The 14,349-nt window shown below is 66.2% G+C and carries 12 protein-coding genes; 9 read left to right on the forward strand and 3 right to left on the reverse strand.

Features of this window, described 5'->3' with window-relative positions; translation table 11 throughout:
• Positions 1-77: 77 nt before the first annotated feature.
• The 4 genes from LK535_RS13560 to LK535_RS13575 all read left to right on the forward strand — a co-directional run bounded on the left by LK535_RS13560 (position 78) and on the right by LK535_RS13575 (position 4,730).
• Positions 78-1,190 (forward strand): ParB/RepB/Spo0J family partition protein, encoded by a 1,113-nt coding sequence (locus LK535_RS13560; RefSeq protein WP_227772460.1) that lies wholly within the window; start codon positions 78-80, stop codon positions 1,188-1,190.
• Positions 1,191-1,536: 346 nt separating this feature from the next.
• A complete protein-coding gene (locus LK535_RS13565; protein WP_227772461.1) occupies positions 1,537-2,982 on the forward strand; it encodes a replication initiator protein A in 1,446 nt (481 codons plus the stop codon).
• Between the two features lie 869 nt (positions 2,983-3,851).
• Positions 3,852-4,202, forward strand: coding sequence for a hypothetical protein (locus LK535_RS13570; protein ID WP_227772462.1), 351 nt, complete (start codon positions 3,852-3,854; stop codon positions 4,200-4,202).
• A gap of 36 nt (positions 4,203-4,238) precedes the next feature.
• Positions 4,239-4,730 carry an RES family NAD+ phosphorylase gene (locus LK535_RS13575; protein WP_227772463.1) on the forward strand — a complete coding sequence of 164 codons (492 nt, stop codon included), beginning with the start codon at positions 4,239-4,241 and terminating at the stop codon, positions 4,728-4,730.
• A gap of 56 nt (positions 4,731-4,786) precedes the next feature.
• Here LK535_RS13575 and LK535_RS13580 read toward each other — a convergent pair whose 3' ends face one another.
• Both LK535_RS13580 and LK535_RS13585 read right to left on the reverse strand, forming a co-directional pair.
• A complete protein-coding gene (locus LK535_RS13580) occupies positions 4,787-6,001 on the reverse strand; it encodes a hypothetical protein (RefSeq protein ID WP_227772464.1) in 1,215 nt (404 codons plus the stop codon).
• A gap of 175 nt (positions 6,002-6,176) precedes the next feature.
• Positions 6,177-7,061 carry a fatty acid desaturase family protein gene (locus LK535_RS13585; protein WP_227772465.1) on the reverse strand — a complete coding sequence of 295 codons (885 nt, stop codon included), beginning with the start codon at positions 7,059-7,061 and terminating at the stop codon, positions 6,177-6,179.
• A 40-nt stretch (positions 7,062-7,101) separates the two neighbouring features.
• On the opposite strand from LK535_RS13585, the gene LK535_RS13590 reads away from it, so the two are divergent.
• The gene (locus tag LK535_RS13590) at positions 7,102-7,908 is read left to right on the forward strand and encodes a PaaX family transcriptional regulator C-terminal domain-containing protein (protein WP_227772466.1); all 807 of its coding nucleotides are present in this window, start codon (positions 7,102-7,104) and stop codon (positions 7,906-7,908) included.
• A gap of 30 nt (positions 7,909-7,938) precedes the next feature.
• Here the strand turns inward: LK535_RS13590 and LK535_RS13595 are convergent, their stop codons facing one another.
• Positions 7,939-8,259 (reverse strand): DMT family transporter, encoded by a 321-nt coding sequence (locus LK535_RS13595; protein ID WP_227772467.1) that lies wholly within the window; start codon positions 8,257-8,259, stop codon positions 7,939-7,941.
• Positions 8,260-8,534: 275 nt separating this feature from the next.
• Between LK535_RS13595 and LK535_RS13600 the strand changes: the two genes are divergently transcribed.
• The 4 genes from LK535_RS13600 to LK535_RS13615 all read left to right on the forward strand — a co-directional run bounded on the left by LK535_RS13600 (position 8,535) and on the right by LK535_RS13615 (position 14,321).
• Entirely contained in the window at positions 8,535-9,710 is a 1,176-nt protein-coding gene (locus tag LK535_RS13600) for a sensor domain-containing diguanylate cyclase (RefSeq protein WP_227772468.1), read from the forward strand.
• 63 nt (positions 9,711-9,773) lie between these two features.
• On the forward strand, positions 9,774-10,199 hold the full coding sequence (locus LK535_RS13605) for a GNAT family acetyltransferase (protein ID WP_227772469.1): 426 nt from the start codon (positions 9,774-9,776) through the stop codon (positions 10,197-10,199).
• 575 nt (positions 10,200-10,774) lie between these two features.
• Positions 10,775-11,275 (forward strand): hypothetical protein, encoded by a 501-nt coding sequence (locus LK535_RS13610; protein WP_227772470.1) that lies wholly within the window; start codon positions 10,775-10,777, stop codon positions 11,273-11,275.
• Between the two features lie 334 nt (positions 11,276-11,609).
• A complete protein-coding gene (locus tag LK535_RS13615; RefSeq protein ID WP_415837142.1) occupies positions 11,610-14,321 on the forward strand; it encodes a PAS domain S-box protein in 2,712 nt (903 codons plus the stop codon).
• Positions 14,322-14,349: the final 28 nt, after the last annotated feature.

Consider the following 14,349-nt stretch of genomic DNA (forward strand, 5'->3'; position numbering starts at 1 on the left):
GCGCCGCCACCCACTCCCGCCCGCCTCTTTCCTACAGAGGCGTGTTCCGCATATGTTCCGCGCGGTGGAGACCTTCGATGGCGCGTAAACAGTCAGACTATCTTGCCGGCCTGCTGGCGGACGATGAACCTGCCCCCGCGCCGGCGCCGAGCAGCGCGCCGGAGGCCGCGATCATCGCCCCGGTCCCAGCGCCGGCGGCGAGCACGCCCAGCCCTGCCCCGCTTCCCTCCCCTGCACGCGAGCGGTTGCGCGGCACCACGCTCCTTGGCCGCGAATCTGCGCTGGCGCGGGTGGCGTCGGGCGAGGTGCGTCAGGTCACACAATTGCTGCTGAATCCCGCGCGCGTGCGGATCTGGCCGGGAAATGCCCGGTCCTATGCGCATCTTAGCGAGGAAAGTTGCCGCGAGCTGATCGATTCCATCGTGGCAGAGGGCGGGCAGAAGGTGCCAGCCGTTGTCCGCCGGGTGGAGGGCGATCCGGACTATGACTATGAGGTGATCGCCGGAACGCGCCGCCACTGGTCGATCTCCTGGCTGCGCGCGCACAGCTATCCCGACATGATGTTCGTGGCGCAGGTCGCGGTGCTGGACGATGAGGCCGCCTTTCGCCTCGCCGATCTGGAAAATCGCGCCCGCAAGGACGTCTCGGATCTCGAGCGCGCCCGCAATTATGCCGCCGCACTGAAGAGCCATTATGGCAATCACCTCACGCGCATGGCGGAGCGGCTGAAGCTCTCCAAGGGCTGGTTGTCGAAGATGTTGAAGGTCGCCAGCCTTCCCGACGTCGTGATCCAGGCCTTTGCCTCGCCGGCCGACGTGCAGCTGAAGCCGGGCTACACCCTGGCGCAGGCGCTGGACGACAAGGCTGCGGCGCCAGCCATTCTGGCGAAAGCCAAGTCATTGGCGCGGGACCAGAAAATGCGCCGCGATCACGGCCTGGCGCAGTGGAATGCGACGGAAGTGGTGCGCCAGTTGATCGAAGCGCCCCGTGCCTCGAACGGCGCGGCGGCCGAACCCTGGACATGGACGACCAATCACGGTCGCCCGGCCCTTACCATTCAGTCCGCCAATCGGCAGGGGGTCACCATTCGCCTTCATTCCGGTTCGGGCGCCAGTCACGATGATCTCGCCACGGCATTGCGCCAGGCACTCGATCATCTCGAAGCAGAGGGGCGGGGCTTGCAGCGTTGAACCACGCCGGCGCCTCAACTTTCTCAACATTCGCCGGGGCGGCTGATGTTTCCCCGGGGAAACAGCCGCGCGGTCGTCGGGCACATCAGGCGTCTGCGTTCCCCCCGATACGCCGGCTTATGGCGGCCCATGCGGGCCGGCCGGGTAGTGCCCTTGCGTGTGTTTCCCCGGGGAAACGCCACACAAACGGCAATGGCCCTCGCCTCCCCTGCCGACGGCCGCGTCATGGCCGTACGACCCTCGGACACCTCACTGCGGCGCGACCGCCACATGACCGCTGCCCGCACGTTGCGCTTGGCTCGGCACCTGCCGGGTGGCGGCACATGTTTCCCCGGGGAAACCGTGCATGACCAAAGCGACCCGCGAGACTGCATCGAACCAATTCGATCTGTTCCTCCCCTATGTCGCCGATCTCGCGCTGCGCGACCAGCGCGAGATGATGGAGCGGCCTTTCTTCAGCCTCGCCAAGTCGAAGCGGGTAAAGCCAATCGATTATCGCAGCCCTGACGGGAAGCTGTGGGTCCATGTCTCCGCCAATCCCGATTATGGCATGGCGACGATCTGGGATGCCGACATCCTGATCTACTGCGCCAGCGTGCTCGCCGACATGGCGCGCCGCGGCGTCAACGATGTGCCGCGCAAGCTGCACCTCATGCCCTATGACCTGCTGCGCGCGATCGGGCGGCCGACTACCGGGCGCGCGTATGAGCTGCTCGGCCAAGCGCTCGACCGGCTCGTTGCCACCACCATCAAGACCAACATCCGGGCCGAAAACCGCCGGGAAGCCACTTTCAGCTGGCTCGATGGCTGGACCCAATTGGTCGATGAGAAGACCGAGCGGTCGCGCGGCATGACCATCGAACTCAGCAACTGGTTCTGGGAAGGCGTGATGATGACGGGCGGCGTCCTGTCGATCGACCGCGCCTATTTCGATCTGACCGGCGGACGCGAGCGCTGGCTCTACAAGGTCGCGCGCAAACATGCCGGCGGTGCCGGTGAGGCTGGCTTCGCCATCTCCATGCCGACCTTGTTCGAAAAGTCGGGCGCAGAGGGCCAGTACCGCCGCTTCAAGTTCGAGATTGCCCGCATTGCCGAGAAGGATCCCCTGCCCGGCTATACGCTGGCGCTGGAGCAGCCAGCCGGCAAGCGCGAGCCTGCCTTGCGCATGCGCCGCCGCAGCGATCCGGCGAGCACGTCACCGGAACCCGCATCAGAGCGGCAGGCCAAGCCCCGCGCGCGTACGAAGGCCAAGGACGCAGAACAGCCTGCCTTGGCGATCTCGAACGTGCCCCCTGCCCCACAACCCAAAGCCGACGCGGTGAATCCGGCGCCGCTAGGTTCCGCTGGTCGTGAGGGCGCACCCACCAAAGCTAATGCACAGGAACATCAAGCCAGCGGCGACGCTGCTGCCCCTGTATCCGAGCCGCTAATGCTGGACGGCGGCGCGGTGCAGCCCTGCCCCCTGCCCGTCACGCCGTCCGAGCCACCAGCAGATCGTTTCCCCGGGGAAACGCCGTCCCCCGAGCGCACCGCTGAACTGTCCGCCGCCGCGGCCATGATCCGTCGTTCGGTCAAGGGCCTTGCGCATCGGGTAACCGCCGGCGAACTCACGGACGCAACGCTTGCCACCCTCAAGGCAGAATGCCCCGGTTGGGACTATCAGGCATTGCACGAGGAGTTCCGGCAGTGGCTCGCTGCCGACCCTGCGCGCACTCCGGTGAGCTATCAGAACGCGTTCATCGGCTTCGTGAAACGCTGGGACGCCAAGCACCGCCATCACCTCGGCCGCTAATTCCGCACCGCCGCGCCATGGCGCCCGCGGAAAGCTCAACGCCAATCCTGCTTCGTTGCCCGAACCAATCACTCCCGACCGCCTCAGCGCGTGGGCGCCCAGCCAACCGGCGCGGGTCGCGCAGCCTCTTGCTGCCCCGGTACCGACTTCCGCAAGCTGGGGCGCTCAGGTGCAGAACCGCAAGCTGCGAGCCAGCGCTATGCTACCAAGAAATGCCAACCGTGGATCGAGGCGCGGTACGGCAGCCCCGAGCAGTGGCGGTTGCACAGTGTCGGAGCAGACGAGCGAGGAACTCGATCTCCACAGGGTCCCAAACGCGGCAGGAGCGATTGGAAGCAGAACGCATCAGCCGGGACGCGCGACACCGTCAGCTGCTGCCCCAATTACCCGCGTCGATTTGCGAGGGAAGGGGGCCGTCACCAAGCGAAACGACAGACCGAACCAGCGTCGCCGTTCCCGAAGTGTCGGGAAATCCGGAGCGTCAGCAGATCCGTCCGTGCAAGATCCGCACATTTGAACGTCTCCAACACCCATGCTGCCGGAATTGATTCAATCCTCGGCATCGAAAGGCAGCATTTGCCAGCCCATCGACACTCCAGGAACAATCACCGCACCTCCGGGAACGCTCTCCCGACACATCAGGAACGCCCCTGCCGGATCTTCAGGAACGCAAACACGACACAACGGGAACCGCAGGACCGCAGGTTAGCTTGCGTCTACAATGGCTTAGCAGGCACCGAAGGCCTCGCTAACTCTCTAACCTCTACAATGAACCCCTTAACAGGTGCGAGATATATGGTTTGATGGGGAAGAGGGATTTATTGAACCAAAGCGATCGAGCGTGCATATAACGGACAAGGAGTGCACCCATGCTTGCCGCTTTCCTCGACGACATCCGCGATGCCGACATGATCGCGCCGCGCCGCATGGCCGAACGGTTGCGCTTGCCGATGTCTCGTCTCGCCAAGCTGGCCCATGTCAACCGCAACACCATGACGGCGCGGCCGGAAAGCCCCGCGGTGCAGGCCAAGCTTGGTGAAATCGCCCGGATCATCGCCCGCGCCGCTGAACTGGCGGGGGATGAGGGGAGGGCGATCATCTGGTTCAAGCATCAGCCGATTGCCGGCTTCGGCAAGACGGCCGAGGAGCTGGTGGAGGACGGCCACGCCGATGCCGTGATGTGGACACTGGAAAGCATGGATCAGGGCGCCTACGCCTGATCCGCCGCCGATTGCGCTGCGGTCGACCCGCCCACCATGGCCAAACCGCCTCTCTCGCCGCTTCAGGGCCGTTTCTGGCGCATGTTGGGCATCCGCTGGCAACATCGGCCCTATGACAGCGGATCGCACCTCACGGGCGGCCGCTGGAACCCGCCGGGTACGCCGGCCCTGTATCTGTCGGCGGATTACAATACTGCGATCCAGGAGATGCATCAGGATCTGATCCGGCCGGGCACGCTGGTGGCATTTGACGTCACCGCCGATGCGATTGCCGACCTTACCGATGCCGATCCCTCGATCACCGCTTGTTTGTGGCGCGAGATCCACATGATCCACAAGCAAGTGCCGCCCAGCTGGGCCGTGGCGAGCGACCTTATCGCGCGTGGCGCTGACGGCGCCATCGTGCCATCCGTTCAGCACCGCGGTGGCCGCAACCTCGTGCTGTGGCGCTGGCACGCGGCCGGCCGGGCAGGGGAGGGGGCCGAACTGACCCTGCTCGATCCGGAGGCGTTGCTGGGCGGCTCCTGACCCCGCGCAGGGTAGGGTAGGGGGCGAACAGTCGCGCCGCTCGCCCCCCGGAACGATCAGGCCGAAACCGCCTGCGCCGCTGCCCCTGCGATCCCCAGCAACAGGGCCGGCGCAATCTCCGCCGGATCGAACGTGAACCGCGATTTCATCGGATCGTTGCTGACCGGCTCTGCAACGACGCCCAGCGCCAGGCAGGCCGATACGCTCGCCTTGGAGAAGCAGTGGATCCGGTCCCCGGCGGTGCGGAGCAGGAGCAGCGTTCGCCCGCCCTCGCCAAGCCGGATCCGCACGTCGGGAACATTGGTGAAGTAAACCTCCAGCGGCACCGGGCAGCTGTCGATCAGGGCATCCACCAGGCGAGTCCCCGCATCCGACAGCTTGTGCCGGAACGCCAGCTCGCCACGGCTCAGGCCCTCGTCCTCGGCCAGTTCCATCACTTGCTCATCCGCCTCGACGCCGGCGGCGGTATAGGCTTCCACCAACGCGCGCGGGGCCGGTCGCCGACGCGCCACCCGATTAGTGTAAACCTGGCGGTCGAACGCCCGCAGATCATCCGGGAAGATCGTTTCCAGCGCGGCGCTGACCTCGGCCGCCTGGATGCCGGCACGGTGGGTGCCGATGGCGATGCAGGCGTTGCAGATCGGACGAAATTGTTCGACCAACGCGGTCTCGGCCGGGCGCAGCCATTGTTCGCGCACCCATTCACCGCGTTCCTGCCCCTCGGCACCGGCAAGCAGCGCTTCCCAGCCGGCCGGTAGGGGACGGAACAGGCAGGTGATCCGCGCCAGCAGCTCGTCAGGCGAGGCGCCGCGCAAGGTTGCCCAGTTCGCGCGGGCAAAGGCCGCCTTTTGCGCGGTACAATGCGATCCGCTCAGCAGCGCATGCGGCATTGCCGTGCGGCAATCGGTATCCCGGCCGCTCGGCAGGCAAGCGGCGAGATCGTCGACCATGCCCGTTGCATCCTCTGCCCGCAGCACGGCGTTGAGCGGCGTCGGGCTGAAGCTGATCGCCTTGGCGCGCAGGGTCTGTCCCACGACATGCAGCTTCCAGCGTTCCAGCACCGGCAGATCCGGATCCGCATCCTTGCCGACGTGCAGCCCGATGTAGAACAGCGCACCGTCCAGGAAGAGCGCGTAGATCCCGGGCCCGCGCAAGGATGCCGGAACAGGATCAACGCTGATATGGGCGACGAGATTTGCCCAGGCGGGCTTGTTCGGGTGGGCGTCCACCTCTTTAACAGTAAGCAGGTCGTGCGCGGCAAAAGGCGGCATAATATCTCCTGTTGGTGGAGATATCTGCTGTCCTAAAACTTCCCTTCTGCACTATCCGGGTATTATCCGGCCGCAGCGTTAACCAAGACTTAGGATGTTGCAAGGTCCGCTAAGTCAAAGGGCCGGCCGTTCAACTGCTCGATACATCAACACGCCATCGCGTCACGGCGGCCCCTCACGCCGGTTGGCGCGTGGCCCGGCGCAGGACATCCACATAGCCGCGCGAGATCGCGTCATGCCCCTCGTAAAAACCGCGCTGGCTCAGCAACTGGTGCATCCGCGGCAGGCGATAGGGCGGCACGCCGGCGGCGAGGTGATGTTCAACATGGTAATTGACGTGGTTGGGCGCGATGAACAGCCGCTCCCACCAGCGGGCGAGGGTGGTGGAGGTGTTCATCCGCGGATCTGGGGAGCCGCGATCGGGCACCACGCCATGCTCGCCGATCTGCCGCAGCCGCACGATCACGGGGTAAACGAACAGTTCCGCGACCCACCACAGGCCATAAGCCCACCATCCGCCCGCCAGCGTTAGCGTCGCGAACAAGGCGCCGTGAAACGCCAGCCATGGCCAGTGTGTGCCCAGGCGAAAGCGCGAAAGCGTCCGGCGCAGGTCCCGGAACCCGGTCCGCCCGGTAATATCGCGCATGAACTTGCGGCGCAGCGACTCGCGCGAGATCGGATAGCTCGCGACAAAGCCGATATCCGGATCCTGCGGGGTTCCAGCATAGCGGTGGTGCGCCAGATGATAGGTGCGGTATGCCGTCAGCGAGAGGTTGATCGGTGTTCCCGCCAGCCACTGGCCAACCACTTCATTGGTGCGCCGGCTGCGGAACAATGCGTGGTGCGCACAATCATGCACCAGGATGCCGAGCCCGAGCTGGCGGCCGGCCAGGATCAGCACCGCGAGGACGATCGTCAGCGGGTTGGGCCAGGCGATCGCCAGGGCGAAGGCTGCGGCGATCAGGCCCCAGTTCATCGCGAATGCCGCCCATGCGCGGGAGTCGGAGCGCCGCGTCAGCGCCACCAGCTCCTCGGACGAGAGATATTCGGACACCTTCACGCTGGCTCTCCTCTCCGCCTTCTATATAACGCGTTTTCGCATGATGAGTCAAAGCGTGTTACATGATTGGCGCGATCCGGTGCTGCCGCGCTCCCTGGCGCTATGGTTGCTGTCGACCTCGGCACCGGCGCCGCTTTCCGCCGGCACGTTGATCGGCCGCGCGGCGATCTTCGGGATCGAGCCGGCGGCGGTACGGGTCGCGCTGGGGCGGTTGGTGCGGGAGGGCATGGCCCGCCAGCCGGAGCGCGGCGTCTATGCGCTCGGTTCGGCGGCGGCCGCGCTTCATGCCAAGGCGCGCAGCTGGATGCTGGTGGAGGCGAGCGTTCGGCCCTGGGCGGGCGCGTGGATGTTGGTGCTCACTCATCACCTCGGCCGCACCGATCGCTCCCGGCTTCAGCGTCGCGAGCGGGCGCTTCGCCTGACCGGGTTCGCGCATGCGGGCGCGGGCACATGGGTGAGGGCGGACAATCTGCGTCGCAGCGTGGCGGAGTTACGTAACGAACTCGGCGGGCTGGGGCTGGAAGGGGAGGCGCCGCTGCTCACCGGCTGCATCGCGGAGCCGGCACCGGATCGCAGCTACCGTGCCCTCTGGCCCGTGGATGCGCTGGAGCAGGGCTATCGTCATTGGCTGGGGGAAATGGCGGCGAGCGCGGCGCGGGTCGAGCATATGGCGACCCGCGACGCTGCTCGCGAAACCTATCTTCTCGGCCAGTCCGTGCTTCGCGCGATCAATTCCGATCCGCTGCTGCCGGCAGAGCTGATCGATGTCGATCTGCGCGGCCGGATGGTGGAGGCGATGAAGCGCTACAATGCGATGGCGCTCGGCCATTGGAGCAGCATCGCCTGACCCAGCCTCGCCCTTCCAGCGACCGCGGGGTTACTGCTGGGCGAACAGCTTCGTGCCGACCACGCCGATGATGATCAGCGCCAGAAACCCGATCTGCACCGCGCTCAGCCGCTCGCCGAACAACATGACCCCGAAAATGGTCACGCCCACGGCGCCAAGCCCCGTCCAGACCGCATAAGCGGTGCCCGCGGAAAGCCCGCGCATCGCGAGCGCCAGCAGCCCCATGTTCACGAAGCTCAGCGCCACCGGAATGATGGATCTCTGCCATCCGCCGCCCATCGCTGCCCATTTCAAGCTCAGCGCCCAGATGATTTCGGTAACCACGGCACAGCCAAGTATGACCCACGCCAAAAGCGTTCTCCTTGCGCGGGCTCTGACTGGGGAGGGCAGCGGCCGGAAACCCGAAAGAGGCGGCTGCGGCGCGCCTAATATCAGCAAGTTCGCGGGATGAAAGGGCTTGTGCGGCTGGCCGGGTCGCGCCGCGCCATGCCTGCCGGCACCGGCACGCCGCCCGCTGACGAGCCTTCTTTTCGGACAGCCAACACCGGCAGCGCGGCATCTTCAACAATTAAGGAGTTCTTTCGAAATGGCGCCTAAATGGTGGCATTGGAAACTTTGGCCTCGCGATGCGTTTCGATCTGTTCACCCTTTACTTTCTGGCGGTCGGCACGCTGCTCCTGAGTGCAGCGTTGACCGTGTGGGAGTGCCAGGCTCGTCCGCAGCGGCGGCGGGAATTGCGGCTGCTTGCCGCTGGCTATCTGATGCTGGCCGCGGGGTGCGTGATCGCCACCATCCGCAGCGAACTTCATGGCGTGTTCGGCTCGGCGCTGGGCAATCTCACCTTTGTCAGCGGCTATCTGCTGATCCTGAACGCGGCGGCTTCGTTCAACGGGCGCCGCTATGGTCAGCTCTCGGCCATCATGCTGGTTTCGCTTGCGCTGGCCTGGATCGTCGGTGGCGCGACCTGGCCGGAGGGCCTGTGGAGCTATATCGGCGGCATTCCCATCGCGCTGGCCGGGGGGCTGACGACCTGGGAGATGATCCGCAGCCGGGCATTGCGCGCGTTGCGTTCCCATCGCCTCGTGGTCGCCGTTCTGGCGATGCATACCCTGTTCTATTCGGCCCGGCTGTTCGTGCTGCCGGCGCTGGAGGCCACGCTCGGCCCCTCGATCATGTCGGTGGTGGCAAAGCTCACCATGTATGAGGGCGTGCTATATTCCGTCGGTCTGCCGATGGCGCTCCTCGCCGTGGTCCGCGAGGAATCGCATGCCCAGTTACTGGAGGCATCGCGCAAGGATTTCCTTACCGACCTCGGCAATCGGCAATGGTTCTTCGAACATGGCGAGCGGCTGCTCCACCAGCGCGGCGCCGATCAGCCGGTGTCGCTGCTCGCGTTCGATCTCGATCACTTCAAGTCGATCAACGATCGCTATGGCCATGCTACCGGCGACGAGGTTCTGAAGACGTTCGCCCGTATCGCGCGGACCACGCTTGGCCCCGGCGCTGCGCTGGCGCGGATCGGCGGCGAGGAATTTGTCGCGCTGTTGCCCGGCTTCGGGCGCAATCACGCCCGTGAGATCGGCCGTGTTCTCGCCGCCCGCTTCGCCGACACCGTTCCGGGTGACCCGCGTTCCCCGGGGCTTGAAGCGACGGTCAGCATTGGCGTTGCCGAATATGGCATGGGCGGCACCACGCTGGGCGAACTGCTGTCCGCTGCCGATCGGGCGCTGTATCTGGCAAAGGCGCGCGGTCGCAACCGCATCGAACTGGACGTGCCGCTGGCGCTGGCGCCGGCCTGCTGAACCGCCGATACTGGCTCGGCGCTGACTGGTTCGGCGCCGCGCCATCAAGCCAGGTTACTCGCCATGCCCCCGTCGATCCGCGCCGCAACCTCTGCCGATGAAGCCGCAGTCACCGCCCTGTGGCGCGCGTGCGATCTGGTCGTCAGCCACAATGATCCCGCCGCCGACTTCCGCTTCGCGCTGGCCGGCCCGGCCTCGATGGTGCTGGTGGGGGAGGAGGGCGGTCGGATCATCGGCAGCGTGATGGTCGGCCATGACGGGCATCGCGGCTGGCTCTACTATCTCGCCGCCATGCCGGAGCGGCAGGGCCACGGCATCGGGCGGGCCATGGTCGAGGCCGGCGAACGCTGGCTTCAGGATCGCGGCGTGCCCAAGGTCCAGCTGATGATCCGCCCCACCAATGTTGGCGTCGCGCAATTCTACGAACGGCTCGGCTACGAGGACGTACCGCGCGTGCTCATGGCAAAGTGGCTAGGCCCGAAAGCCTGATCACGGGGGCAGGGGAGGGGGCCACCTCGCCACCGCGCTCCTGCCTGATCAAAGAACCGGGGCCGCATCCCGCAGAACGTAAGTCGGCCAGTCAGTCCCGGCGCCGCAGCGACCCTAACCCGCATGCCCCCAAGCGCCGCTGTCGCAAGCGCTGCATCAAACCGTCTGGTTGAAGAGACCTCCGGTCCCGTTCGCGTGACGCGCCGCCACGGCCGGATCGGGATCTCTCCGTCAACTCGCTGACCGCAAACTGCCGCCCCTCGTGCATCTCACGCCGCGCAAGCCCAACCCCTGCGGACGGGGCCCATAAAGTGGAAGGTGTGACACTTTGCCTCGGGGCGCCGCTGCTTGTTGCCGGCGGGTAAGGGGAGGGAGTCAGCGGGCGGTAGCAGCCTTTGGGCGAGTGCCATCCGGGCGCACGCAAGTGGGGGAGCCGCCCGCTCGAAAAACTCCCGGATAGGTCACGGATGACACTCTGCCGAGGGCCCGCGGCAAAGTGTCACGCACGACAAAGTCACAACAATCGGTACGAAGGGGGATTCACGTTGCGTTCCGCTTGTGCTTGATTCTCCAACATGACTGCGACCACCCCCCGTCCCGATCTCGGCTCGATCCTCTCCGCGCTCGCGGCTGCGTCCAGCCGCCCCCGCTACGCCTTTCTCGTCCTCGGCCTGATCGCGGAGGCCGCGCGTGCCGATGGCCAGGCTGGCCCCTGGGTCCAGGTGCGCGGCGAGGAGGGGGCCGAACGCGTCTCGCTGCGTGATTGGCTCGCGCGTCAGCTCTTGCCGCTGGCGGCGCGCGATCGTCGCCGGGCCGGGCTGCGCGCAAAGGTAGCGGCTCGGCTCGGCAGCAACGATCCCGATCGCGTCGAGGCGGCTCTCGCGGAGGAAGCGCTGGCGATCGGCAAGGCCAATGTCAGCCGCGCGGTATCCGATCTGGTCCGCGCTGGGCTCGTGCGCCGCCACTACGCCGGCCGCATCACCGATCATTGCAACCGGGGCGGCCGGCGCCTGGCGGTCTATCGGGTCGACCCGCCGGTCCTGAACGCCATTCGCTCCCGTCCCACGCTCGTCTGACCCACCCGACGCTGACACCCGGTGGCGCTTCCAGCCGCCCCGGAAGGATGCCGGGCTCGCGCGAGGAAGGCGAACCTCGGATCGCGTGGCAGCCGCCGTCGCTTGCCAGATAACGCTCACCGCCCGCTTGCCGCCGCGCACCGGCGTCCGTAGCGCGAGCGTGCGTCCTCGGCGGCGCCGAGGAGGTATTGGGGCCTTCCCGCCACCATTCGCAGCGTTGATGCGTTCGTGGGACACCAGCTCCGGCATAAACGAGGTTCATTTGGCAGAGGCTGATGTGGACATATTCCGGGAAAGCCTGTTGGCCGGGGGCGAGTGCGGGCGTCTGATCTCCATGCGCGACTGGTCGGCAACCTCGCTCGGCCCGATCTCAGCCTGGCCGCCCAGCCTTCGCACCGCGACGTCCATCCTGCTGCGCTCGCCGGTGCCCATCGTGATGTTGTGGGGCGAGGAGGGGATCATGCTGTACAATGACAGCTATTCCCTGTTCGCCGGCGGCAATCACCCGCAACTCCTTGGCTCGCGCGTGCGGGAAGGCTGGCTGGAGGTCGCCGACTTCAACGATCACGTGATGAAGGTGGGGCTTGCCGGCGGAACGCTGCGCTACCGCGATCAGGAACTGACGCTTTACCGCAACGGCGTTGCCGAGCCCGTCTGGATGGATCTCGATTACTCGCCGGTGCTGGACGAAAGCGGCCGGCCCGGCGGCGTGCTGTGCATCCTGAACGAAACAACGGAACGGGTGCTGGGCGAACGGCGGCTGCGCGAGAGCGAAACGCGGTTCCGCCTGATGGCCGACGCGGTGCCGCAGATCACCTGGATCACGGATGCGGATGGCCGCGCCGAATTCTTCAACAAACATTGGTGGGATTATACCGGCGCCCCGCCGGAGCCGACCACGGCGGCGGAGGTGTCGAACAACCACCTGCACCCCGATGATGCTGCCGCCACCATGGCCGCCTTTGACGAAGCGCGCCGCACCGGCACCACCTTCCAGACCGAGCATCGCATCCGATCCGCGTCGGGGGAATATCGCTGGTTCCTGGTTCGCGCGGAGCCGTATCGCGATGCCGATACGCAGCAGATCGTTCGCTGGTTCGGCGCTTCGGTCGACATCAACGATCGCAAGGCTGCGGAGGAAGCGCTTCGGGCCAGTGAAATGCATTTGTCGGCGATCTTCAACCAATCCGCCGCTGGTCTTTCCGAAGGCGATGTCACCGGCCGGTTCGTGCGCGTGAACGATCGCTATTGCGAAATTGTCGGCCGCACCCGCGAGGAGCTGATGCAGCTGCGCATGCAGGACATCACGCACCCCGATGATCTTCCCGGCAACGTCGACCTGTTCGCAGGCGCGGCGAGCGGCGCCGGCCCGTTCGACATCGTGAAGCGCTATCTTCGCCCGGATGGCTCCATCGTCTGGGTGCACAACAGCGTGACCGCGCTACGCGGCCCCGCGGGCGAGGTCACAAGCATGGCCTGCGTTTCGATCGATATCACCGATCGGAAAAAGGCCGAGGAGGCGCTGACCGCGCTTAATGCGGATCTGGAGCGTCAGGTGATCCAGCGCACGCGGGAACGTGGCCTTATCTGGCAGAACAGCATGGATCTGCTGTCGATTATCGATGTCGCGACGGCACGGTTCGACGCCGTCAATCCGGCGTGGGCCACGGCGCTGGGCTGGTCGATCGCTGAGATCGAGGGCCGGCCTTACACGGATTTCGTCCATCCCGACGATCACGACGCCAGCGCCAACGCGTTTCAGGACGTCCGGCGCGGCAACGCCGTCCTTCATTTCGATAACCGCTATCGCAGCAAGACCGGGGAATGGCGCTGGCTGTCCTGGGTAGCCGTCCCAGAGGGCGGAAAGCTTTATTCGGTCACTCGGGATGTGACGGCGGAAAAGGCGCGGCAGGCGGAACTGGAAGCCGCGCAGGAAGCGCTGCGCCAGTCGCAGAAGATGGAGGCGATGGGCCAACTGACCGGCGGCGTCGCGCATGATTTCAACAATCTGCTCGCGCCCATCGTCGGCTCGCTGGACCTGCTTCAGCGCCGCGGCGTCGGCTCGGAGCGCGAACAACGGCTGATCGCTGGCGCCATCCAGTCTGCGGACCGCGCCAAGACGCTGGTGCAGCGGCTGCTCGCCTTTGCCCGACGCCAGCCGCTGCGCGCAGTGTCGGTCGACATCGTGGAGCTCGTGTCCGGCATGGGCGATCTCGTGTCCAGCACCACCGGGCCGCAGATCAAGGTGGTGGTGGATGCCGAGCCGGATCTGCCGCCCGCCGAATGCGATGCGAACCAGCTCGAAATGGCGCTGCTCAACCTGGCGGTGAACGCACGCGATGCCATGCCGGACGGCGGCACCTTGCGCATTTCCGCCACGGCGGAGGACGTGCGGACCGGCCATCGTGCGAAGCTGCGGCCCGGCCAATATGTGCGCCTGTCGGTCGCCGATACCGGCATCGGCATGGATGAACAAACGCTGGGCCGTGCCATTGAGCCGTTCTTTTCCACCAAGGGCATTGGCAAGGGGACGGGCCTTGGTCTGTCCATGGCGCATGGGCTCGCCTCGCAACTGGGCGGCGCATTGACGATCCAGAGCCGCCAGGGGCTCGGCACGAACGTGGAGCTGTGGTTGCCGCGCAGCCTCGTTGCCCCTGACCGGGCCGACATGGCGCCCGCCGATGTGTCGCCACCGGTGGGGGGTGGGCTGGTGCTGCTGGTGGATGACGAGGAAGCGGTGCGGATCACCACCGCGGACATGCTGGTCGACCTCGGCTATTCCGTGACGGAGGCTGGCTCTGCCGAGGAGGCGATGCGGCTGATCAATCGCGGCGAGCCGTTCGACCTGGTGGTCACGGATCACCTGATGCCTGGGCTGACCGGCGCCGAACTGGCGCGCGCGGTGCGTCAGCAGCGGCCGGACGTGGCCGTTCTGCTGGTGTCGGGCTTTGCCGAGCGTGAGGATGTCGGCCCGGACCTGCCGCGCCTGACCAAGCCGTTCCGCAAGGATGAACTGGCAGCAAGCCTGGCCCAGTTATCGGTCTGAAACGCCGCATCCCGCAGCCGACCCTGAT

Origin of the sequence: Sphingomonas sp. IC4-52 (genome assembly GCF_020707225.1) — a bacterium.
Lineage (GTDB): Bacteria > Pseudomonadota > Alphaproteobacteria > Sphingomonadales > Sphingomonadaceae > Sphingomonas.

Bases quoted from the DNA above. Each gene is read 5' to 3' on its own strand.
- LK535_RS13575 (WP_227772463.1), top strand. From the start codon at position 4,239: ATGGCCAAACCGCCTCTCTCGCCGCTTCAGGGCCGTTTCTGGCGCATG.
- LK535_RS13560 (WP_227772460.1), top strand. From the start codon at position 78: ATGGCGCGTAAACAGTCAGACTATCTTGCCGGCCTGCTGGCGGACGAT.
- LK535_RS13615 (WP_415837142.1), top strand. From the start codon at position 11,610: ATGCGCGACTGGTCGGCAACCTCGCTCGGCCCGATCTCAGCCTGGCCG.
- LK535_RS13610 (WP_227772470.1), top strand. From the start codon at position 10,775: ATGACTGCGACCACCCCCCGTCCCGATCTCGGCTCGATCCTCTCCGCG.
- LK535_RS13605 (WP_227772469.1), top strand. From the start codon at position 9,774: ATGCCCCCGTCGATCCGCGCCGCAACCTCTGCCGATGAAGCCGCAGTC.
- LK535_RS13600 (WP_227772468.1), top strand. From the start codon at position 8,535: ATGCGTTTCGATCTGTTCACCCTTTACTTTCTGGCGGTCGGCACGCTG.
- LK535_RS13580 (WP_227772464.1), bottom strand. From the start codon at position 6,001: ATGCCGCCTTTTGCCGCGCACGACCTGCTTACTGTTAAAGAGGTGGAC.
- LK535_RS13590 (WP_227772466.1), top strand. From the start codon at position 7,102: ATGATGAGTCAAAGCGTGTTACATGATTGGCGCGATCCGGTGCTGCCG.
- LK535_RS13565 (WP_227772461.1), top strand. From the start codon at position 1,537: ATGACCAAAGCGACCCGCGAGACTGCATCGAACCAATTCGATCTGTTC.
- LK535_RS13570 (WP_227772462.1), top strand. From the start codon at position 3,852: ATGCTTGCCGCTTTCCTCGACGACATCCGCGATGCCGACATGATCGCG.